The sequence below is a fragment of the Methylobacterium sp. CM6241 genome, from assembly GCF_054817845.1.
In genome coordinates this window covers 4,949,772-4,970,507 of the sequence record NZ_CM139246.1, presented here as the reverse complement: position 1 = coordinate 4,970,507, position 20,736 = coordinate 4,949,772, and the positions used below count along the sequence as shown (strand labels likewise).

Below are 20,736 nucleotides of genomic sequence, written 5' to 3'. Positions count from 1 at the left end.
GCGCTCCGTTTGCCGCCCTGCGGTCACAGCTTGTCATTCGTCCTAGCACCGAGGCCGCCGCCTCGGCGAGACCGCTTGTCAGAATCCTGATGTCAGGCCCGCGAGAAGTGAATCCTCATTGGCCTGTCCGGCAACGAAATGGGGAGCGATCCCAGCCCGAGCCAGGGGAGCCGCCACGTCCGCCGACAAGCAGTAATGCCTGAGCGCCGCGAAAGCTCCGCCATATCCCGCCTTGATGGCGAGTTCGCAAGCCGTCGCGGCGCTTCTTCGTGAGTAGTGCAGCACGCCTGTCAGCGTGGACGGGGGCGCGAGCGCCGACGCCACCAATGCGGGCAGCGACGGCACGGCTCGTGCGCCATAGGCAATGTGGCTCGTCAGCCGGAAGCCTGCCCGTGTCAGGGATGCCTCCGGTTCCGCCTTGCGGTCCTCCCCCGCCACATGCAGCAGGGATGCTCCCGGCGAGACTTCCCGCTCCACGAGGCCGACGAGATCGGCGGCGTTGCCGTCGGCCGTCTTCACCAAGGCGAAACCGCATTCCCGTGCCAGCGCCGCCGTGCGCGCGCCCACCGCGAAGACGGGGACGCTATGAAGCGGGTGCCATCGCGAGGCTTGCCGAAGCGCGTTCGCGCTGGTGACGACGAGACCGTCGAAGGGGCCTTCCGGCAGGGGAGCATCCGTCGCCGCCACAACGAGGACCGGCGCCACCAGGGGCTCGAAGCCCAGGGCGGAGAGTCGCTCGGCCGTGCGCGTGGCGCCCGGCTCGGGCCGCGCGATCCAGATTCGTGTCGCCACCATGGCTTCGGATTCGCTCCTCGGCGGGCCGTTGGCAAGCCGGTTCGATGACACGTGGTTGCCGGTGGACGACCATCGCTGGCTCCGGCCGTCGTTGCCCTCCACCGTCATGCCCGGCTAGGGTGGGAAACCTTGTCTCCGTGAAATCCAAAGCATCGTCATGAACGTCCTCGGCATCGAAACGACCTGCGACGAGACGGCGGCCTCCGTCGTGATGCCGGGCGAGGACGGGCGCGGCCGCATCCTCTCCAACGAGGTTCTGAGCCAGATCGCCGAGCACGCGGCCTATGGCGGCGTCGTGCCCGAGATCGCGGCCCGCGCCCATGTGGAGGTGCTCGACCGCCTCGTCGCCCGTGCCCTCGACGGTGCCGGAATGACGCTGTCGCAGGTGGACGGCATCGCGGTCGCGGCCGGGCCGGGCCTGATCGGCGGGGTGCTGATCGGCCTCGTCACGGCCAAGACCCTGTCGCTGGTGGCGCGAAAGCCCCTCATCGCGGTGAACCATCTGGAGGCGCATGCGCTGACGGCCCGGCTCACCGACGGCATCGGCTTTCCCTACCTGCTCCTGCTGGCCTCCGGCGGGCACACGCAGCTCGTGGCGGTGAAGGGCGTGGGCGATTACGTCCGCCTCGGCACCACCGTGGACGATGCCATCGGCGAGGCGTTCGACAAGGTGGCGAAGCTCCTGGGCCTCGGCTATCCGGGCGGCCCCGAGGTCGAGCGCATGGCCGAGACCGGCAACGGGGAGCGTTTCGCCCTGCCGCGTCCGATGCTCGGTCGCCGCGAGCCGAACTTCTCCCTCTCCGGTCTCAAGACCGCCCTGCGGATCGAGGCCGAGCGGCTGGCCCCGCTCTCCAGCGCCGATGTGGCCGATCTCTGTGCCAGCTTCCAGGCGGCGGTGGTGGACGTGGTGGTGGACCGGGTCCGTGTCGCCCTGCGCGAGTTCGGCTCCATCGCGGGCCATCCGACCGCCCTCGTCGCCGCCGGCGGGGTCGCCGCCAACGGCGCGATCCGGCGTGCGCTGACGACACAGGCCAACGAGGCCGGTCTCGCTTTCGTGGCCCCACCCCTGTCCCTCTGTGGCGATAACGGCGCGATGATCGCCTGGGCGGGAATCGAGCGCCTGCGCCTCGGCCTCGTGGACGATCTCACCGCGCCGGCCCGCGCCCGCTGGCCCTTCGCCGAGGCGGCGGCGGTTGCCTGAGGGTCTTTTGAAAGGGACCGTGCCGCCCGTCGCCCTGCAGAGGCGCTGGCGCGACCTCGTCGACCGGCGTCTCCCCCAAGCGGCACGCGCCCGGCCGGAATGGCCGGTGCGCCTCGATCATTGTTTCGCGCGCATCCTCCTCGACAATGCCTGCGGCGGTCCCTGGCGCGAGAGCGTGGCCCCGCCCGCCTGGGCGAACATGCCGCCGGACCGGCTCTCCCTCGCCATCGATCTCGGTGAGGCGGTGCTGGCCGAGAAGGCCGATCTCGGGCTCCTCAACCGGCGTTCCCTCGCCTGGCGCGGTAAGATCCGGCGCAGCGTGCCGCCGCCGGTTCCCGCCTCGCTCAAGGGGCAAGGCTTCGTCCTCCGACGCTGGCTTCGTGCGGACGATCGGCCTTTCGCGGATCTCAATGCCGATGCGGAGGTGATGCGTCATTTCCCCTCCACCAAGAGCCGGGGCGAGAGCCTGATCGAGGCGCGCGCCATCGACCGGCGCTTCGAGTCCGACGGGTTCGGGCCCTGGGCGCTCGACGTGCCGGGGGAGGGGTTCGTCGGCTTCGTCGGTGCCATGCGGCTGGTCCGACCCATGCCGTTCGGGGGTGGGGAGACGGCGGGCGCGACGGTGGAGATCGGCTGGCGACTGGCCCGCTCCGCCTGGGGACGCGGCCTCGCCACGAGAGCCGCCAGGCTCGCCCTCGACGACCTGTTCGGGCGCTGCGGCGTGCCAGCCGTGGTGGCCTTCACCGCCGCGTGCAACACCCCGTCGCTGCGGGTCATGCACCGGCTCGGCATGGTGTTCGCCGAGGATTTCCTGCATCCGGCCCTCCCGGCGGACGACCGCCTCCAGCCGCACCGGCTCTATCGGCTGAAAGCGGGCGGGACATCCTCGATCGGGGACGAAGCGCCAGAGGACCATCGATCATGAGCGAGCGGATTGCGGTGGTAGGCGGGGGCGCCTGGGGAACGGCGCTGGCCAACGCGGCGGCGGCCACGGGGCGGCCCGTGACCCTTTGGCTGCGCGACGCGGAGGCCGCCGCGCGGCTGCAGGCCAGCCGCGAGAACGCCCGCTACCTGCCCGGCGTGACGCTGCACGACGGCATCCGCGCCACCGGCGAATCCGAGGCTCTCGCCGGCGCGAACATCGTTCTGATGGTCACCCCGGCCCAGACCTTGCGCAGCGTGCTCGGCGCCCTGCGCCCGTCCATCGATCCGCGTGCGGCCATCGTGCTCTGCGCCAAGGGAATCGAGCGGGGCAGCGACGCTTTCATGAGCGCGGTGGCGGCCGAGGCGATGCCCGGCGCGCCCGTGGCCGTCCTGTCCGGCCCGAGCTTCGCGGCGGATGTCGCCCGCAACCTGCCCACCGCCGTCACCCTGGCCGCGGAAGATGGCGCCCTCGCCGGCCGCCTCGCCGCCGCTTTGTCCGGCCCGGCTCTGCGCGTCTATCACACCGACGATGTGCGCGGCGTCGAGATCGGCGGGGCGGGCAAGAACGTGCTCGCCATCGCCTCCGGCATCGTCGCGGGGCGCGGCCTCGGCGAGAGCGCCCGCGCCGCCCTGATCGCGCGGGCCTTCGCCGAGCTGATGCGCTTTGCCCGCGCCTATGGCGGACGGCCCGAGACGCTCATGGGATTGTCCGGCCTCGGCGACCTCGTCCTCACCGCCTCCTCGCCGCAATCGCGCAACTTCGCCTTCGGCCAGCGTCTGGGTGCCGGGGCCACCCCGGAGGAAGCGTCCGGCGGCAAGCTCGCCGAGGGCGCCTTCACCGCCGCCGCGCTCATCGCCCTGGCGCGACGCAACGCGGTGGAGATGCCGGTGGCCGAGGCCGTGGCCGCCATCGTCTCCGGGGGAGCGAGCGTCGATGCCGTGGTGGCGGGGCTCCTCGCCCGTCCCCTCAAGGGGGAGGCCGAATGAGCACGGGGCCGATCCACGCCTTCCTCGCCGGCACGGGTCGTGATGGCGCGCGGCGCAGCCTCGCCGACATCCTCGCCTTCGACGATGCGCGGATCGAGGGCGTGCACGACTATATCCAATGGTGCTTTCCCCTGGCCGAAGCCAGCCGCGCGGTGCCGGGCGCCCCGGTGCTGGGGCGCGACGAGGCCGAGGCGATCCGCGCCGACGAGACCGCGCGAGAAGGCCTGCGCTCGGCGCTCGCACGGATGCGGCTCTTCTATACCCGCACCGACGGCTGGCTGCGCCCCTACGACCACAACCACCTGCGCATCACCCGGATCCTCACCGCGATCCGCAGCCTCCTCGGTCCAGACGAGGCGGAGGCGTTCCACGCCTTCGTGACCGCGCGCAACGCGGAAGCCGGCTCGCCCATCAACCAGGACAGCCTGCGCTATTGGGGATCGGCCCTCCGCGACGCCTGACGGCCACGCTTTCCCGCGCTAAGGAGGCGCGACGATCGAAAAGGCGAGCGATGGCGTACTGGCTCTACAAATCCGAACCCAAGACTTGGTCCTGGGACCAGCAGGTCGCGGCGGGGGAGCACGGCACGCCGTGGAACGGGGTACGCAACCACGTCGCCAAGCTCAACCTGATGGCGATGCAGGTGGGCGAGCGCGGCTTCTTCTACCATTCCAACGAGGGCAAGGCGGTGGTGGGGATCGTCGAGGTGATCCGCCCCTACTACCCCGACGACACCGACCCGACCGGCCGGTTCGGCATGGTGGATCTCCGTGCGGTCGAGCCGCTGAAGAAGCCGGTGACCCTGGAGGCGATCAAGGCCGAGCCGCGCCTGAAGGCGATGGTGCTGACCAACAATTCCCGCCTCTCGGTCCAGCCGGTGACGGAGGAGGAATGGGCGATCGTGCGAGGGATGGGTGGGCTCGTTTAGAGCTTCCCCACCCCGTCCGACCAAGCGATCAGGCTGTCATGAATTGCGCCACGGCACGCTGGAACGTCTCCGGCGCTTCCTCGGCGACAAAATGGCCGCTCTCCTCGATGATGACCGTCTCCAGCCGATCGCTCTCGCGGTTCAGCGCGTCCGACAGGCGCGAGCCCACCCCGTAACGGCCCGTGATGGCCAGGACCGGCATTGCGAGACGGCGTCCGGCGAAGCTGGCCGCGAGCGCGGCGTCGTCCTTGAGAGCGCGATAGTAGTTGAACCCCGCTTTCATGCCGCCGGGCGATGCATAGTGCCGCGCGTACTCCGCGATCGCCTCGTCCGTAACGGCCTCCTTGCGGTGGGACCACGCCCTGATCTGGTCGCGGATATAGCCACGCTCCCGACCGGCCGTGAGCTTTTCGGGGATATCGGGGGCCATGTGGAACCCATAGTGCCACGCTCCGCCCCGGAGCGGGTCCATGTTCTCCGTACCGGGAAGAAGGCAATCGGCGAGGACGAGTCGGGAGATCCGGTCGGGGTGCAGATGCGCCAGGACGTAGGCCGCCTTGCCGCCCATGTCGTGCCCGACCACGCCCGCACGGCCACCCGCCTCGTGGTCGATCAGAGCGCGGATATCCTCCGCAATGGTACGTTTGTCGTAGCCCGATACGGTGCGCTCCGAGAGACCGAGCCCTCTGAGATCGGGGGCGATGATGGTGAAGCGGTCGGACAAGGCAGCCATCGTGGCCTTCCAGGCCGCCCAGGTCTGCGGCCAGCCATGCAGCAGGACCAGGGGCGGGCCGGAACCGGCGACGACGTAATGCATGCGGATGCCATTGAGCTGCGCGAAGCGACTGGCCGCTCCCGGCGGCAGCACGCCCGCATCCAGCCCGGAATCGGGCACCGCCCCGAGCGCGGGCGCGATCCCGAGCGCGAGGGAGGCGCATGCGGCGGAACGGAGGAGGTCTCGGCGCTGGATCGGCATGTCGGCATCCGTCATCGTTGCGATGCAGAATGGTTGTCCGATGCCGACGCAGCGTCTACGCGCTGGACAGCGCTCGTTGCCATAACCAGGGGTTATGCGTGGATCTCACCGTCGCCCTCCGAGCCTTCATTCGCACCGTGGAGCGCGGTTCGATGACGGCGGCCGCCGAGGATCTCGGGATCTCGCAGCCGGCGGTGAGCAAGCTCCTTCGCAATCTCGAAGCCCATACGCGAGCCCGGCTGCTGGAGCGAAACTCCCGCGCCATCCGGCCGACGCCCGTGGGGTTGCGTCTCTACGAATCCTCCAATGGCGCCCTCGCCACCATCGACGCCGCAATCGACAAGGCTCGGAACGAAGCCGGGACGATCGGAGGTTCCCTGCGCGTGCACGGCCCGGTTTGCTTGGGAGAGAGCCGCCTCCACCGGATCGTCGCCGACTTTCAGGATCGGCACCCGGCCGTCTCGGTCCGCCTGACCCTCGAGAACCGCTCGGCCGATCTCATCCACGAAGGCTTCGATCTCGCCATCCGCATGGGCCGCCCGGTCGACCAGGAGGCGATCCTGCGTCGGATCGGGCTGGTCCAGCGCATCCTCGTCGCGGCACCGTCGTATCTCGCGAAACGCGCTTCGGTCACTGAGCCGCACGATCTCCCCGACCACAGCCTCCTCGTCACCGATACGGTGCTGTCCCGGGCCGATACATTGCCCCTGTGCCGGAACGGTGAGACGGTCGAAGTCCCGGTGAGGCCGGTGCTGACGACCAACAACGCGCGCGTCCTCATCGACGCCATGCTGTCGGGGCGGGGGATCGGGACGGCGCAGGTCCAGCTCGTGTCGGAGGATCTGGCGAGCGGTCGTCTGGTCAGAGTCCTGGGCGATCACGAGATCCGGCCGACCGAGCTTTTCCTGACCTATTCCTCGGCCAAGTTCCTGCGACCGACGGTGCGCGCCTTCGTCGATTTCGTCATCCCGGCCCTGCGCAGGATCGACGGCATCGTCTGATTGCCGAGAAGGACGATCTCACCCCTGCCGCTGCGCCTGCGTCACCGCCACGTGGATGAGTTCGGCCAGCGTCCGCACGCCGAGCTTCTGGCGCATCTGCGAGCAGGCGTTGGTGACGGTCTTGTAGCTCACCGACAGGTCGCTCGCGATGACGCCATAGGACTTGCCCTGGGCCAGCCGGGTGAGGATCTGCTGCTCGCGCGGGGTCAATTGCGATTCCGGCGTACGGCGCGGGTCGGTGCGCAGCATGGCGACTTCGGTGGCGAGGCGACGGTCCAGATAGACCTGGCCGGAACGGACCTTCTCGAAGGCTTCGTACAATTCCACCGAGGCGTGGTCCTTGAGCACGTAGCCCAGCGCCCCAGCCTCCAGCGCTCGCGATACGATCACCGGATCGTTGTGCATGCTGAAGACCAGGATGCGAATGCCGGGCGAGGCGCTGCGCATCCGGCGGATGAGATCGAGACCCGCGAGCCCGCTGCCCTGGAAGGTGAGGTCGCAGATCACCATCGAGGGGCGCAGGCGGAAGAACAGGCGGTAGCCCGCCACCGTGCTGGTCGCCTCGGCGATCCGCTCGATACCGGCGTCTTCGAGGACGCGACGGCAGCCCTGGAGAACGATCGGATGATCGTCGATCACGAGGACGGGCGCTTGGGTCGATGTCGGTGTGAACGCGTTCATACGGAAACGATCGGGCTCGTGTCCTCGGTCCGCTCGGGATCGAGCGGTATCACTAGCCGGACAACCGTCCCCGGCGCCGCGTTGTCAAGGTGAAATGTGCCGCTGAGCGCTTCGACGCGCTCTCGCATCCCCGACAAACCGATTCCACCGCGGAAACCGCCGTCGAGATCGGACGTGCGTTTCTCCGCTAGCCCGGTGCCGTCATCGCGGATCTCCACCCGCAACGCATCGGAGGCGTGGCTCTCGCTCACCTCCGCCGTCACGTGGCGCGCTTCCCCATGCCGAACCGCGTTGGTCATGCTCTCCTGGATGCAGCGGAAGACGGTGAGGTCGACGAGGTCGCCGTAGCCGCGGGCAAGATCGGTGAAGCGGCCTTCGAACACCGTCTCGGAATGGCGGCTGCGGAAATTCCGCAGGAGAAGTTGCAGGCACTCGGCAAGCGGCACCTGACCCAGGGCATGGGGACGCAGGCGGTTCAGAAGGTCGCGGTTCAGCCCCTGCACCTGCCCGACGATGGCGCTGATCTCGTCGGCGCGGGCGGTGAGCTTGGCCCGGTCCGGCTGGTTTTCGGCCTGCGCCATCCGTGTCACCGAGGCGGCATTGGCCTCCAGCGCGAACAGGCAGGGGCCGAACTCGTCGTGGAGTTCGAGGGCGGTGCGCCGCCGCTCGTCGTCCTGCGCCGTGAGAAGCTGGCGGTTGAGGCGGCCATTGGCGGCACGGGCTTCGGAGAGCGCTTCCGCGACGCTGTTGAAGTGCTCGGCGATGATGGCGAGTTCGCGCGAGGCGGGCGGATCGAGCCGCACCGTGTAATCGTGCCGTTCGAGCTGGGTCAGGCCGTCCGCCAGCTGCGTCAGCGGGGCGAGGACGCGGCCGAAGGCGATGTAGAGGGCGCCGAGAAGCCCGAGATTGAGGCACAGGCTCGCGAGCGAGAGGGAGACCGTGTAGCCCCAGACCTCATCGATCTCGTCCAGGGGTTCGGTGGTGATGAGCGCGGTGCCGATCCGCTGGCCCTGCGCCACGATGGGCAACTCGTCGCGCTGTGGTGCCGGGGCGATCAGGGCGGCGAACCAGTGCGGAGCGAGATGGCTCTCGCGGCGCGCGCGGGGGTTGGCCAGCGCGACCTTACCTCCCTCGGCATCGAACACCGCGACGCGGACATGGCGGAGGTCCTGCACCCTTAATTCCAGCGTGCGCAGCAGGCTCGCGGGGGAAGCCGATTGCGCAAGGCCGATCGTGTCGGCCACGACCAGTTCAATATTGGCGAGGGTCGCCTGCATCTCGACCTGCACGGCCGAGCGGGCATTCACCACGATGAGGCTGAACGAAACCACGGCCGCCAGCAGATCGATGGCGAGGACGAGGACGACGAGGCGTGCCCGCGTCGGCAGGGAGGCCCAGCGCAGGCGCGGCGAGGCGCGCTTGGCCGGTTCCACAGGCGGAGGGCCGGGGGGAGACAGGGTCATCGTCGATCGTACCGGGATGGATCTAGTGCCGCGTTGTGCTTGTAGCGATATCCCGTCCGCTGGGAATGCGCGCATGCGGGATGGGGCGCACAGCGCCCGTTTCACCCCGGCGCCACGACCATCTGAAAATGGTGCTCGGCCGCAAGTGCTCGACGGATACCGAGCGTTAAGCGCCAATGCTTTATCCAGATACATGTGAGCGACGACACGGGCGTGACTGGCACGATGTCCGAGGACATCTTTGTGCCCGAATGTCGGCATCACGTCCGTTCCGCGCCGTCGCGATTCCGTGACGGTCAAACGTTTTTTCGACCATTGTTAGAGAACTCGCCCGATGATGCAGGTTGCCATCGACCCGAGCGAAAGGCGCGACGCTGGCTCCCGTAAGCCCGTCGCTGACAAGGTTGTTGCTGACAAGCCGGTCGCGGCCAGGCCGGTGAAGCCTGGGTCGAAGCCCGCCGCGCGCGGTCGCATGGTCGTTCTCGGAACGTTGGGCTGCGTCGCCGTGGCCGGCCTGTCCTACGCGGCCTATTCGGCGATGGGCAGTCTCGCTGGTCCGCAGGTGGTGCGGCCGAACCTCTACCAGATGCAGAAGGCGCAGGCCCTCCAGGCCAAAGCGGCCGATTGGCCCGACCTGCGCGACGGCGTGCCGGCCCTGGCCTCGGCAGCCGGATCACCCGCGCCGGCCCGGGAGACCGGCATTCAGCTCGTGGAGAGGCGTGCCCTCGTCGAGGAGCCGGTGAAGGCCGAGGCGTCGTCGAAGGTGCAACTTACCGCTCCGGTCGAAGCCGCTGCCAAGGTCGAAGCACCGCCGAAGGTCGATACTCCCGTGACGCTGGCGGCAGCGACGCCCGCTCCCTCGATCGTCAAGGCCGAAGCGCCCCGTCCGAAGGCGCTGCCGCCGATCGAGCCGGTGAGCCTGGCTCTGCCGCCCAACGCACTCTCGCCCATCGTGCCGAACCGCGTCGCTTCGGTGATCGCCCCGAGTGCGGCCCAGACCATCCGTGCGCGCTCGGCCGCCACCAGCTTCGCGTCGCTTCCCCCTGAGCCGACCCGTGCCGAGGCCGGTGCGGAAACGTCGAAGCCCAGCGCCAGCGTGGTCGTGAAGCCCGCCGCCAGCGTCGCCAAGCCGAGCGTGGCTGTTGCCAAGCCCAAGCCGGTCAAGCCCGCGAAGCCCGTGCAGGAAGCCAGCGCCGAACCCGCAGCGGCACCCGCAGCGGCACCGGAACCCGAACAGAGCGAAATCTTCGGCCTGAAAGTGCCGTCCCTCGCCCCGGCCGGTCGCAAGATCGCCGAGAGCGTGGAAGCCCTCGGCAACGCCGTGAAGAACCTGCCGAACCAGTTCTGATTGGCGACCGTAGACGCGCGCTGCGGACGCCGATGGCCAGTCCGGGGACTTACGTTTCGTCCCGTGGCGGGTGCCCGAACAGGGCCTTGTAGGCGCGGCTGAACGCGGCCTCCGACGTATAGCCGACCCGCAGCCCGATCTCGCCGACCCGTGCCTCCCGCCTCGCCAGCATGTCTCGCGCGAGGCTGAGCCGCCACTCGTTCTGGTATCGCAGCGGCGAACGTCCCACGAGTTCGGTGAACCGCTCGGCGAAGCCCGAGCGGGACATGCCGGCAAGGCCTGCCAATTCGTCGATACGCCAGGGCTGCATCGGCCGCTCGTGCATGGCCTTGAGCACGCGGGCGATGCGGGCATCGGAGAGACCGCTCAGCCAGCCGGACGAATGCCCGAGATGGACCCAGGTCCGCAGGGTACGAATCACGAGCAGATCGATGATCCGCGAGATCATCAGGGCCGCGCCGGGCTGCGGGTCGGTCGTCTCCCGCATCATGAAATGCACCATGCCATCCAGCCATTCCGCCCCCTCTTCGTGTCGGATGTGGATGAGGTCCGGCAAGGCCGCGATCATGCCGCGAAGGCTGTAGGGGTCGAACCAGAACCGACAGACGATGACCGTCGCCGGCTCGGGTAACGCCACGAGCCGTGCCGCCCCGGGGCCGCGTGGCAGGAGCATGAGGTCGCCGGTATCCAGCACGAGCGGTTGTCCGGTGCTTCCGCCGACCTGAAGCACACCTGCGGCGACGACGAGAACATGCGCCGCATCGACGTCCAGTTTCAGCGGCTCGCCGTGCGAAACGGTCCGGGCCTGGACCCGGTCACCGTTCAGCCGAATCTGCGCCAGCACCTGCGACAGGAGATCGGCGTTCTCCGCGCCGGGGGAAACGATCTCCGGACGATCGGTCAAGTCTTTCGGCGGATCCGTCATGGCCGATGCGGGGTCCAAAAATTACACATGCGGTCCTTGGAGACGTTTCCCCCCTGTGGCGATGGGCAAGGTCTCACGAGCACCGAGGATACCGCAAGGCGTTCAGCGCGCTGGCGCTGCTTTGCCGATCCTCGGAACGACAGGCATATGAGAAGGACATCGACATGCCAGTTCCCGCCTCGACACAATGGCTGACAACCTACTATTTCGTCCGTGCCGGCGTGGCCGTCGCCTGGGTCGCCGCAGCCGTGACCGTGGGACGAAGCGTATTCCCGGTCGCGGCGGCCCTTCTCGTGGCGTATCCCGCCTGGGATGCAGCGGCCAATCTCGTCGATGCGCAGCGCAGCGGTGGGTGGAGAGCCAATCCCAGCCAGATCGTCAACGCCGCGATCAGCGCCATCACCGCCCTCGCGGTCGCCGTCTCCCTCGGCCTCAGCCCCCACGCGGTTCTCGCGGTGTTCGGCGTCTGGGCGGTTCTCTCCGGAATGTCGCAGCTCGCCACCGGCATCCGGCGCTGGAACGGCGGCGCTCAATGGGCAATGGTTCTCAGCGGGGCGCAATCGTCGCTCGCGGGCCTCTTTTTCCTCGCGAAGGCGAACGACGTCGCAACGCCCGGCATCATGGACGTCGTACCCTACGCCGGCTTCGGCGCCTTCTATTTCCTCGTCTCGGCCGTGTGGCTGGCGGTGGCACGGGCGCGGCAAGCCTCGGTGGAGGGCACAGCGTGATGTCGGGATCGGCAATCATGGCCGGGTTCCATGGTCCGGCCTCCTCGCATCACGGTCGCGATGCCGTGTTGCAGATGTGCGGGATCGAAACTGAAGGTGACGGCGCGATCGTCGAAGAAGAGGCGACCCGAACATGACGCGAATCCTGCCATGGCGTTTGGCATTCTGGGCGTGTCTTCTGGCGGCCGCCGCTGCGCTCGCCCATCCGATGGAGCGGGAAGGAGCGGTCATGAACGTCGACTGGCGAGCGGAGCCCCATGCCGGGATCGGCCGTCTCGTCTTCGGTCTTACGCCGGGGGAGGTCGCCGCCGCGGCGGACCCGGTCTACGGCATCCCGACTCCGCTCATTCGAGGCGTGGATGCTGCGGCCGATACCGAAGGCCTGATCGCCGCGTTGGGACCATCTCTGTCGGCGGCCGACATCTCCGCCATGAGGCGAGCCGCCACCGATCTGGCGAGCCTGGACCGGCAGAACCTCGAGAAGGACCGCACGCCCATCCTTCTGGAATATCGCAACGGCCGGTTGGATGGCGTGACGGTCGAAGCGCGTCATGCCGAGACGCATTTTCGGAACGAACGGATCTTCGCTCTCAACGCCCGGGAGGTGCTGCGCCTGTTCGAGCGGGCGAACGGTGCCCCCGGCCGGTTCCGGTCCACCGAAGCCGCCTTCGACAACCTCGCGGTCTCGCTTTTCTCGTTCAGCAGGGTCTCACCGGACGGCAAGGTCATAGTCTTGCGGGCCGACGACCCGGATTTCACCGAGCGCTCCGTCACCCTGCGCCGGACGCCTTACCGGCCCGCGAACGAAATGGATCAGTTCGTCACCGCGTCGTTCGAGTGACCGAGTGGTGTTGCCGGGCCCCGTTTCCCTCCGCGAGGGGGGGAAGATTTACCCACCGGCTCGATGGCCATTTCTCTATGCGAAAGGATTTGGCTGGCGCGCCGCGCTCCCTCTCCTGGAAGGCAGGGCGATCGCATATGACACCACGCCGTCATTCCGGGTCGCCACAGGCGAGCCCGGACCCGGAGGGCCGCGCCAGAGGCGTGCAATCCAGAGCCGCTGACAGTGTAAAGTCCTGCACCACTTGTGTTTCTGGATCCCGGGCTCCGCTGCGCGGACCCGGGATGACGGGGTGGTGCCAGCGGGTTTCTGACAGGCAAATCGGCATATGCGATCGCCCTGCCTGGAAGGAGAGGGCTGGGGTGAGGTGCGGTCCATCTCCAGAGAGGTCACACACCTCACCCTGTCCTTCTCCTTCCAGGAGAGGGGACCCGTGGTGCCCGCGAACGGTGCGACGATCGTCGGCCGCACATGGGAGGAGGGAGAGAAGAAGCCTTCAGCGTGGACGGCGCTGCGGCGGCTTCTTGCCGGCTTCGCGTTCGTGGCGGGCGGCGCGGGGGCTCTTGAACCCCTTCGGGCCCTCGGCCTCACGCTCGGGCTCGCCGCCGAGAAGCGCCTCGACCTGGATTTCCGGCGAGCCGTTCTTGGCGAAGGTGGCGGCGAAGCGCGAGGCGGCGCCGCCACGAATCTCGAACTTGGTCTCCCGGTCGAAGATGCGGATGGCGCCGATCTCCTGGCGACCGATATTGCCGCGACGGGTCAGCATCGGCAGGAGGCGGCGCGGGTCGGCATTGTCGCGACGGCCGAGATTGAGCCGGAACCAGACCGAGGGGCCTTCCGCATCGATCCGTGCCGAATCGGCGGGGTCGTAGACCTTGCGCTCCTTGCGCTCGGGGCCGGCACCCGGATCGGTGACGTCCTCGGGCTCGGGCAGGCGGGCGCGGTAGATCTTGGCCAGAGCGGCGGCCAGTTCCTGCGGCGTGCGCTGGGCGAGCAGCGCCTCGCCCATGGCGAGGTCTTCCTCGGACGGCGTCTCGGTGAAGAGCGGGTCCTGCCACATGCGCTCGCCGTCGAGGCGGCGGATCTCGTCCGCCGTGGGCGGGGCGGCCCATTCGGCATTGACCTTGGCGATGGCCAGCATCTGCTCGGCGCGGCGGCGCTTGGAGGCTGGGATCAGCAGCACGCTGGTGCCCTTGCGGCCCGCGCGCCCCGTCCGGCCGGACCGGTGCTGCAGCACCTCGGCATCGTGCGGCAGGTCGGCATGGATGACGAGGCTCACCGTCGGCAGGTCGATGCCGCGGGCGGCGACGTCGGTGGCGACGCAGACCTTGGCGCGGCCGTCACGCAGGGCCTGGAGCGCGGCGTTGCGCTCGCCCTGGCCGAGCTCGCCCGACAGGGCGACCGCCGAGAAGCCGCGCTCGGTGAGCACCGCCTGGAGGTGCCGCACGGCGTTGCGGGTGTTGCAGAAGACGATGGCGGTGGGCGCATCGGTGTAGCGCAGGGTGTTGACCACCACGTGCTCGATCTCGCGCGGTACCACCCGCACGGCGCGGTAGGTGATGTCGGTATGACCGCGCTCCTGGCCCTTCACGGCGATGCGCAGGGCGTCGTTCTGGTAGCGCTCGGCGAGACTGGCGATGGCCTTCGGCAGGGTCGCGGAGAAGAGCAGGGTGCGCCGCTCCTTCGGGGTCACCGAGAGGATGAATTCGAGGTCGTCCCGGAAGCCGAGATCGAGCATCTCGTCGGCCTCGTCGAGGACGGCGACGCGCAGGTTCTGGGTGGCGAGGTTGCGGCGCTCCAGATGGTCGCGCAGGCGGCCTGGAGTGCCGACGACGATATGGGCGCCCTCGGCGAGAGCCCGGCTCTCGCGGCGCGGGTCCATGCCGCCGACGCAGGCGATCACGCGCGCTCCGGTCTCGGCATAGAGCCATTCGAGCTCGCGCTGGACCTGAAGCGCGAGTTCGCGCGTCGGGGCGATGACGAGGGCCAGCGGCGGGCCGGGCGGATCGAGCCGCTCGGCATCGCCGAGGAGCGTGTCGGCGAAGGCGAGGCCATAGGCGACGGTCTTGCCGGAACCGGTCTGGGCCGAGACGAGGAGGTCGCGGCCCTGGGCCGCCGCCTCGATCACGGCACTCTGGACGGGGGTCGGGTCTTCGTAGTTGCGGGCCTCGAGCGCTCGGACGAGCGGGGCCGGCAGGGTAGGAAAGGGCACGGGGCAGAGGCCTTGCAGGCAGACAAGGCAAACCCTGCGGATTCGAGTCACCCTGAGTGGCGACGTCGCTGCATCCGATCGTGGGTCCGGCCTCGTTCGGTTACGGAGCGTGTGCTTCTAGCCGCAATGCGGCGCTGACGCCACGCCCCATGCTGCAATGCTTCCAAGCGTGGTTTGCGTGCATCCCGTGGCGAGGGCACCGGGCGGCCCTTCCCGACCAAGTTTTTCAAGCGGCCAATGCGGGCACGATCGGTGAAGGCGGATCGCCCAAAACGACGTCCGACACGAAAGGGGGCCCCGACGGTTGCCTGTCGGGACCCCACATTGGTTTCGAGTTCGGCTGTGTAAGATCAGATGCTCGGTGCCCGTTCACACCGAGCATCGTTCATCATGCATGTCGAACGAGCCTGGGCCCGTCCGAAGACACGGATCGGATCAGCTCCAAGTAAACTCGTTGGTCAAATGGGTCATGGGCGTCTGGCCGTTCACTTCGGCCACGTCGATATTGGCGCCGATATTGCCCTCTCCCCAGACGATGTTGCCCGGATTTCCCGCATCTTGGTACGAGGAATTGGTCACCACCGTATTTTCGTTCACGCCCCAGAGCAGCGCGTTCGAAAGAGGATCTCCCCGTCCCTGATCCGACGCGATGTTGTCGAAGGAGCGCGTGAAGTCGAAGGTGTTGTTCTGGCCGTAATCCGCGAACGCGCCGTTGCCCATATGGATCGTATCGACGTTGCGGACGGTGCCGTTGTTCGACCCCTCGAAGATGACCCCCTGACCGCTCGGCGAATTGTTGCCGTCGATCACGCCGTTCGAGACGGTGACGTTGTCGCTGTAGTAGATCGAGATGTTGTCCTCGGTCCAAGCGACGTTCGGGTCGTTGTGGACGTAGAAGTTGTTGAGGCTGCTGTCCGGCGACTGGCCCATCTGCACGAGCTGTCCGCGGGGGAAGGGCCCGCGCATATCGTACCCTTCGATGTTTTCCAGTTCCGCACCCGGCGAGTATTGGATGAGGACGCCCGTCGAGGTGTCGTGGAAGGTCGCGTTCGTCACGCTCAGGTCGTCGGCCTCGAAAGCCGAAATCCCGTAATGGTCCGGGGTCCTTTCGGCGCCCGTCTCGGGTGCGCCCTCGTTGAAGACCTCCACGTTCTGGATATCGACGTTGTCGCCATCCATGACGCGGATGCCGGCGCCTTCCTCGGTGCCGCCGTTTCCATTGAAATGGATGCGGACATTCTCGACCGTCACATTGTCCACGCGATCGATGTCGATGCCGGGACCGCTATCGACGTAGATGTCCATGTCCCGAATGACATCGCCTTCCTGGGCGACGATCGTTCCGTCATGGCGCGTGAGAGGAGCGTTGCCGCCCTCGGTCGGGGGCTCGTCCACGGGTGCCGGCTCGGATGGCTGCGCGACGACCGGGGGTTCTTCGGGCGTGGGCGTCGCTCCGATGTCGGGCACCACCACATCCGGCCCCTCGGGGATGGGAGCCGGAGTGTCGACCTCGGGCACGGAACCCGAGAAGCCTTCGCTGAACGCGTTCGTGTAATGGGCCATGGGCGTCTGGCCGTTCACTTCGGTGACGTCGATGCCGTCGCCGATATTGCCCTCTCCCCAGACGATGTTGCCCGGATTTCCCGCATTCTGATACGAGGAATTGGTCACCACCGTATTCTCGTTCACGCCCCAGAGCAGCGCGTTCGAGAGAGGATTTCCCCGTCCCTGGTCCTCTGCGATGTTGTCGAAGGAGCGTGTGGAATCGAAGGTGTTGTTCTGGCCGTAATCCGCGAACGCGCCGTTGCCCATATGGATCGTATCGATATTGCGGGCGGTGCCGTTGTTCGACCCCTCGAAGATGACCCCCTGACCGCTCGGCGAATTGTTGCCGTCGATCACGCCGTTCGAGACGGTGACGTTGTCGCTGTAATAAACCGAGATGTTGTCCTCGGTCCAAGCGACCTTCGGATCGTTGTGGACGTAGAAGTTGTTGAGGCTGCTGTCCGGCGACTCGCCGAATTGTACGAGCTGTCCGCGAGGGAAGGGCCCGCGCATATCGTAGCCTTCGATGCCGTCGAGTGTGGCGCCCGGCGAGTATTGCACGAGGACGCCCGTCGAGGTGTCGTGGAACGTCGCGTTCGTCACGCTCAGAGCCTCGGCCTCGAAGGCCGAAATCCCGTAATGGTCCGGGGTCCGCTCGGCGCCCGTCTCGGGTGCACCCTCGTTGAAGACCTCCACGTTCTGGATATCGACGTTGTTGCCCCGCATGATGCGGATGCCGGCGCCTTCCTCGGTGCCGCCGTTTCCATTGATATGGATGCGGACGTTCTCGACCGTCACATTGTTTACGTTGTCGATATCGATGCCGGGACCGCTATCGACATAGATGTCGAGGTTGCGAATGACATCGCCTTCCTTGGCGACGATCGTCCCATCGTGGCGTGTCAACGGAGCCGCGCTGGCGCTGGATGCGGATGTCGCCCCGGCGTCCGACTCCACCACCACAGGGACGTCGGAAACGGGTTCCGCGCTGTCGATGACCGGAACCGTGCTCGAGACGCTGCCGTCGGCAAGTCCCGAAACGACGTCGGATATCGGGCTCGACCCCAGGCCCGTGTCGGAGGCGGAACGCGCGTCGTCGCACGATGCGACGTGATGATGCGAATGCTGCATTCAATTTCCAGTTGTGTCTGCGGCCGGTCCTGATGCCGACCCTCTCAATCCGCTGCTGTTTTGGCCACGGATCCCCATGAGCATCGGCGTTGTTTGCCGACACTATTCCCAAGATTATTGTCGCACTGATGAGCGAATAATCGGATCGTACGAATTACCAGACAGCACTAAGAAGAACTTCCTCTGTGCCAATTGGCAAATGTACAGATCGGTACACTTCAGTATTCTAGTTCTTTATTGTCACAACAAATCTTAGTGAGCAGATCTTGTTCAAAATGTGTCACGGATGATTTTCGATCATTGGCGCGAGGCTCGCCGGTCCCGCCTGAAAAGCGGGTCGTATGCCGGTGCGTGCATTGTGGCGGATGATTACTACCGGACGGAAACGGGGCTGTCGCACAGGATGCCGCTTCCCATCCGCCGAGGTCCCAGAACCCCTTTGTGCGCGACCGCCTGAGCCCGGCCCTTCGCAATCGCGGCCATGGCGGCGGCTATGTGGCGTGGCGGATCTCGCCGAGGTGGCAGTGGCCGCGAATGCCAGTGACGGCGGGCTTTGCCGCCGTCCGCATTGGCGGATGCTACTTCGCTAAAGACCGAGATAGCCCCGATGCGCACTTTCTCGAAGAACGCGCGGCAGTGATGATGGTGGCGGTGCGCTCCCCATCGGAGCAGTCAAACGCAATCGCCTGGATAGCGTCGAACGATCGTTCATATCATCTCAGTGGAGACGATCCGATGATATACAATGTCCAGACATTGCGGGCGATCGCGGCCTATCTCGTTGTTGGCTTTCACTGCCAAATCTTGCTTTTCGGGCACCTGAAATATTCAATGGGGGCTTGGGGCGTCGATATATTCTTTGTGATAAGCGGGTTCGTGATGGCCTACACCACCGGCGGCCGGAACGTGAGCCCACGTCAATTCATCGTCAAACGACTGGTTCGTGTTCTTCCCTTATACTGGTTCATGACGATCGCCGTCTTTCTCACGGCCCTATCGATGCCCTTTCTATTCCGCAGCGTCGATGCCGGGCCGGCGCAGCTGCTCATGTCGCTGGCGTTCATTCCGTTTGAGAAATCGAACGGTTTGATCCAGCCGGTATTGTTCCTCGGATGGACGCTCAACTACGAGATCTTCTTTTATTGCCTCTTCTGTCTGAGCCTGTACATTCAGACGGAATTAAATCGATACCTTTGTATCAGCGTCACCATGGTCGCGCTCGTGATCCTCGGACTGGTTTTTCGCCCCGAGGATGCGCCCGGCCGGTTTTATACGGACCCGATCATACTCGAGTTCGTCGCAGGCATATGGATCTATTACATCGCGCAACACGTCGCGATTCTGACGAGCCTCTTCAACGTCCCGATGATCGGCACCTTGGGCCTCGCCAGTTTCGGTCTTTTGCTGACGGCGGAGTTTCTTTGGCCGACCGTTCCCCGCTTTATCGGCCTCGGTCTGCCTGCAGCTTCACTCGTCCTCGCCGCGATCTTGCTGGAGACCAAGGGCGTCGTCTCGAAAACCGCCTTTGCCATCGAACAGGGCAACAGCAGCTACGCGCTATACCTGACGCATTTCCTGTCTTATCAACTCTGCGAGAAGATTGTCTTCAAAGCTTTCGATCCGGAGAACCTCTATTTGAGATTGGCCGCATTCGTTAGTGCAGTGGCGCTCGCCGGAATTCTTGCCTGGATCGTGCATCGTCAGATCGAAATCCCTCTGACCCAAAGCGTCAGGGATGTGTTCACTGGCTTCTGGCGTCGATCTCCCGCCCGGCCGTAGCATCGGGTCGGCGGACCTGAATGGTCGGTCATTCCAACGGCCGGCTGGGGCCTTTCGAGAAGCCCCATCCCCGTCGTGACCCGGGACCTGCTAAGGGAGGCCCTGGTGCATGGGGCCAAAGAAGACTCTCAGGCAGGAACCTTAGATGGACATGCTCGTCATCGGCGCAGGAATCGTCGGCCTCGCGGTGGCGCGGGCCCTCGGCCGGCGCGGGCATTCCGTCATCGTCGCCGAGACCGAAGGGGCCATCGGGACCGGCGTGTCGTCACGCAGTTCCGAGGTCATCCATGGCGGCATGTACTATCCCGCCGGCTCCCTGCGGGCGCGGCACTGCACACGTGGCCGCCGGATGCTCTACGAGTTCTGCCGGAGCCACGGCGTGCCCCATGCGCGTCCGGGCAAGCTCATCGTCGCCACCTCCGAGCCTGAGCGGGCCGCCCTGGAGGGAATCGCCGAACGCGGCCGGGCCAACGGCGTCGAGGGGCTCGCCTTAATCGAGGGCCGGGAGGCCCGCGCCCTGGAGCCGAACCTCGCCTGCGTCGCGGCATTGCATTCGCCCGAGACCGGCATCGTCGACAGTCATGCCCTGATGCTCGCCCTGCAGGGGGATATCGAGGATGCCGGCGGGGCCATCGCCTTCCATAGTCAGGTCGGCGCGATCCGGCGCGAGTCCGGGGGCTGGCAGGTCGAGGTCTGCGGCGAGGACTTGTCCTTCGACGCCGTCGTCAATGCCGCCGGCCTCGGCGCGCAGGCCGTGGCGCGGGCGGTCGAGCCCTATCCGGGCGAGCGCATCCCGAGGCAGGTCCTCGCAAAGGGCAGCTATTTCGGATGCCTCGGCCGTCCGGCCTTCTCGCGGCTGATCTATCCCGCGCCCATGGAAGGCGGGCTCGGCATCCATCTCACCCTCGACCTCGCCGGTCGGATGCGCTTCGGGCCGGATGTGGAGTGGGTTGACGCGCCGGACTACGCGGTCGATCCGGCCCGCACCGAAATCTTCGCCCATGCCATCCGCCACTATTGGCCGGGATTGCCTAAGGATGCGCTGACGCCGGATTATGCCGGTATCCGCCCTAAACTCACCGGGCGGGGCGAGGCGGCGGCGGATTTTCTCATCGACGGGCCGGCCGAGCACGGCCTGCCGCACCTCGTCCACCTGTTCGGAATCGAGAGCCCCGGCCTCACATCGAGCCTGTCGCTGGCCGAGGAGGTGGCGGATCGGCTGGTTGGGGACGAGCCGTGAGGGCTGCCGGATTCCCACATCTCCCCGCTGG

The 20,736-nt window shown here is 67.0% G+C and carries 19 protein-coding genes; 12 read left to right on the top strand and 7 right to left on the bottom strand.

The window, feature by feature from the left end:
- Positions 1 to 78 precede the first annotated feature (78 nt).
- Positions 79 to 795, bottom strand: a complete 717-nt coding sequence (locus ACYQR9_RS23475; protein WP_461228212.1) for a uroporphyrinogen-III synthase — start codon at positions 793 to 795, stop codon at positions 79 to 81.
- Positions 796 to 952: 157 nt separating this feature from the next.
- Here ACYQR9_RS23475 and tsaD point away from each other — a divergent pair, with 157 nt between their 5' ends.
- From tsaD to ACYQR9_RS23450, 5 genes are read left to right on the top strand one after another with little or no spacing between them, the layout of a single operon-like run.
- On the top strand, positions 953 to 1,996 hold the full coding sequence (gene tsaD / locus ACYQR9_RS23470) for a tRNA (adenosine(37)-N6)-threonylcarbamoyltransferase complex transferase subunit TsaD (protein WP_461228211.1): 1,044 nt from the start codon (positions 953 to 955) through the stop codon (positions 1,994 to 1,996).
- A 19-nt stretch (positions 1,997 to 2,015) separates the two neighbouring features.
- The gene (locus ACYQR9_RS23465) at positions 2,016 to 2,921 is read left to right on the top strand and encodes a GNAT family N-acetyltransferase (RefSeq protein WP_461228210.1); all 906 of its coding nucleotides are present in this window, start codon (positions 2,016 to 2,018) and stop codon (positions 2,919 to 2,921) included.
- The gene (locus ACYQR9_RS23460; RefSeq protein ID WP_461228209.1) at positions 2,918 to 3,907 is read left to right on the top strand and encodes an NAD(P)H-dependent glycerol-3-phosphate dehydrogenase; all 990 of its coding nucleotides are present in this window, start codon (positions 2,918 to 2,920) and stop codon (positions 3,905 to 3,907) included. Before ACYQR9_RS23465 ends, ACYQR9_RS23460 begins: the two co-directional genes overlap by 4 nt.
- The gene (locus tag ACYQR9_RS23455; RefSeq protein WP_461228208.1) at positions 3,904 to 4,368 is read left to right on the top strand and encodes an opioid growth factor receptor-related protein; all 465 of its coding nucleotides are present in this window, start codon (positions 3,904 to 3,906) and stop codon (positions 4,366 to 4,368) included. Before ACYQR9_RS23460 ends, ACYQR9_RS23455 begins: the two co-directional genes overlap by 4 nt.
- A gap of 50 nt (positions 4,369 to 4,418) precedes the next feature.
- Positions 4,419 to 4,835, top strand: coding sequence for an EVE domain-containing protein (locus ACYQR9_RS23450; protein WP_461228207.1), 417 nt, complete (start codon positions 4,419 to 4,421; stop codon positions 4,833 to 4,835).
- Positions 4,836 to 4,863: 28 nt separating this feature from the next.
- Here ACYQR9_RS23450 and ACYQR9_RS23445 read toward each other — a convergent pair whose 3' ends face one another.
- Entirely contained in the window at positions 4,864 to 5,811 is a 948-nt protein-coding gene (locus ACYQR9_RS23445; RefSeq protein ID WP_461228206.1) for an alpha/beta fold hydrolase, read from the bottom strand.
- Positions 5,812 to 5,909: 98 nt separating this feature from the next.
- On the opposite strand from ACYQR9_RS23445, the gene ACYQR9_RS23440 reads away from it, so the two are divergent.
- Entirely contained in the window at positions 5,910 to 6,812 is a 903-nt protein-coding gene (locus ACYQR9_RS23440; RefSeq protein ID WP_461228205.1) for a LysR family transcriptional regulator, read from the top strand.
- A gap of 18 nt (positions 6,813 to 6,830) precedes the next feature.
- Here ACYQR9_RS23440 and ACYQR9_RS23435 read toward each other — a convergent pair whose 3' ends face one another.
- Together ACYQR9_RS23435 and ACYQR9_RS23430 are read right to left on the bottom strand one after the other, a co-directional pair.
- Positions 6,831 to 7,493 (bottom strand): response regulator, encoded by a 663-nt coding sequence (locus ACYQR9_RS23435; protein ID WP_056426034.1) that lies wholly within the window; start codon positions 7,491 to 7,493, stop codon positions 6,831 to 6,833.
- Entirely contained in the window at positions 7,490 to 8,956 is a 1,467-nt protein-coding gene (locus ACYQR9_RS23430) for an ATP-binding protein (RefSeq protein ID WP_461228204.1), read from the bottom strand. Before ACYQR9_RS23430 ends, ACYQR9_RS23435 begins: the two co-directional genes overlap by 4 nt.
- 334 nt (positions 8,957 to 9,290) lie before the next feature.
- On the opposite strand from ACYQR9_RS23430, the gene ACYQR9_RS23425 reads away from it, so the two are divergent.
- A complete protein-coding gene (locus tag ACYQR9_RS23425) occupies positions 9,291 to 10,304 on the top strand; it encodes a hypothetical protein (RefSeq protein ID WP_461228203.1) in 1,014 nt (337 codons plus the stop codon).
- 49 nt (positions 10,305 to 10,353) lie between these two features.
- Here ACYQR9_RS23425 and ACYQR9_RS23420 read toward each other — a convergent pair whose 3' ends face one another.
- Complete coding sequence (locus ACYQR9_RS23420; RefSeq protein ID WP_461228202.1) at positions 10,354 to 11,229, bottom strand: AraC family transcriptional regulator; 876 nt, start codon at positions 11,227 to 11,229, stop codon at positions 10,354 to 10,356.
- A gap of 164 nt (positions 11,230 to 11,393) precedes the next feature.
- Between ACYQR9_RS23420 and ACYQR9_RS23415 the strand changes: the two genes are divergently transcribed.
- On the top strand, positions 11,394 to 11,957 hold the full coding sequence (locus tag ACYQR9_RS23415; RefSeq protein WP_461228201.1) for a DUF308 domain-containing protein: 564 nt from the start codon (positions 11,394 to 11,396) through the stop codon (positions 11,955 to 11,957).
- Positions 11,958 to 12,090: 133 nt separating this feature from the next.
- Positions 12,091 to 12,798, top strand: coding sequence for a hypothetical protein (locus ACYQR9_RS23410; RefSeq protein ID WP_461228200.1), 708 nt, complete (start codon positions 12,091 to 12,093; stop codon positions 12,796 to 12,798).
- Positions 12,799 to 13,294: 496 nt separating this feature from the next.
- On the opposite strand, the gene ACYQR9_RS23405 is transcribed toward ACYQR9_RS23410, so the two are convergent.
- Positions 13,295 to 15,010, bottom strand: coding sequence for a DEAD/DEAH box helicase (locus ACYQR9_RS23405; protein ID WP_056426018.1), 1,716 nt, complete (start codon positions 15,008 to 15,010; stop codon positions 13,295 to 13,297).
- Positions 15,011 to 15,445: 435 nt separating this feature from the next.
- Positions 15,446 to 17,461, bottom strand: coding sequence for a right-handed parallel beta-helix repeat-containing protein (locus ACYQR9_RS23400; RefSeq protein WP_461228199.1), 2,016 nt, complete (start codon positions 17,459 to 17,461; stop codon positions 15,446 to 15,448).
- Between ACYQR9_RS23400 and ACYQR9_RS23395 the strand changes: the two genes are divergently transcribed.
- The 3 genes from ACYQR9_RS23395 to ACYQR9_RS23385 all read left to right on the top strand — a co-directional run bounded on the left by ACYQR9_RS23395 (position 17,430) and on the right by ACYQR9_RS23385 (position 20,705).
- Positions 17,430 to 17,669 carry a hypothetical protein gene (locus tag ACYQR9_RS23395; protein WP_207411715.1) on the top strand — a complete coding sequence of 80 codons (240 nt, stop codon included), beginning with the start codon at positions 17,430 to 17,432 and terminating at the stop codon, positions 17,667 to 17,669. The genes ACYQR9_RS23400 and ACYQR9_RS23395 overlap by 32 nt on opposite strands.
- Positions 17,670 to 18,127: 458 nt before the next feature.
- On the top strand, positions 18,128 to 19,465 hold the full coding sequence (locus ACYQR9_RS23390; RefSeq protein WP_461228198.1) for an acyltransferase family protein: 1,338 nt from the start codon (positions 18,128 to 18,130) through the stop codon (positions 19,463 to 19,465).
- A 145-nt stretch (positions 19,466 to 19,610) separates the two neighbouring features.
- Positions 19,611 to 20,705 (top strand): NAD(P)/FAD-dependent oxidoreductase, encoded by a 1,095-nt coding sequence (locus tag ACYQR9_RS23385; protein ID WP_461228197.1) that lies wholly within the window; start codon positions 19,611 to 19,613, stop codon positions 20,703 to 20,705.
- The last annotated feature ends 31 nt before the right edge of the window (positions 20,706 to 20,736 follow it).

What these genes read in the sequence shown, in the direction of transcription:
- ACYQR9_RS23450 (WP_461228207.1), top strand. Translation starts at nt 4,419, where the DNA reads ATGGCGTACTGGCTCTACAAATCCGAACCCAAGACTTGGTCCTGGGAC.
- ACYQR9_RS23420 (WP_461228202.1), bottom strand. Translation starts at nt 11,229, where the DNA reads ATGACGGATCCGCCGAAAGACTTGACCGATCGTCCGGAGATCGTTTCC.
- tsaD (WP_461228211.1), top strand. Translation starts at nt 953, where the DNA reads ATGAACGTCCTCGGCATCGAAACGACCTGCGACGAGACGGCGGCCTCC.
- ACYQR9_RS23455 (WP_461228208.1), top strand. Translation starts at nt 3,904, where the DNA reads ATGAGCACGGGGCCGATCCACGCCTTCCTCGCCGGCACGGGTCGTGAT.
- ACYQR9_RS23435 (WP_056426034.1), bottom strand. Translation starts at nt 7,493, where the DNA reads ATGAACGCGTTCACACCGACATCGACCCAAGCGCCCGTCCTCGTGATC.
- ACYQR9_RS23430 (WP_461228204.1), bottom strand. Translation starts at nt 8,956, where the DNA reads ATGACCCTGTCTCCCCCCGGCCCTCCGCCTGTGGAACCGGCCAAGCGC.
- ACYQR9_RS23475 (WP_461228212.1), bottom strand. Translation starts at nt 795, where the DNA reads ATGGTGGCGACACGAATCTGGATCGCGCGGCCCGAGCCGGGCGCCACG.
- ACYQR9_RS23425 (WP_461228203.1), top strand. Translation starts at nt 9,291, where the DNA reads ATGATGCAGGTTGCCATCGACCCGAGCGAAAGGCGCGACGCTGGCTCC.
- ACYQR9_RS23445 (WP_461228206.1), bottom strand. Translation starts at nt 5,811, where the DNA reads ATGCCGATCCAGCGCCGAGACCTCCTCCGTTCCGCCGCATGCGCCTCC.
- ACYQR9_RS23415 (WP_461228201.1), top strand. Translation starts at nt 11,394, where the DNA reads ATGCCAGTTCCCGCCTCGACACAATGGCTGACAACCTACTATTTCGTC.
- ACYQR9_RS23460 (WP_461228209.1), top strand. Translation starts at nt 2,918, where the DNA reads ATGAGCGAGCGGATTGCGGTGGTAGGCGGGGGCGCCTGGGGAACGGCG.
- ACYQR9_RS23385 (WP_461228197.1), top strand. Translation starts at nt 19,611, where the DNA reads ATGGACATGCTCGTCATCGGCGCAGGAATCGTCGGCCTCGCGGTGGCG.
- ACYQR9_RS23410 (WP_461228200.1), top strand. Translation starts at nt 12,091, where the DNA reads ATGACGCGAATCCTGCCATGGCGTTTGGCATTCTGGGCGTGTCTTCTG.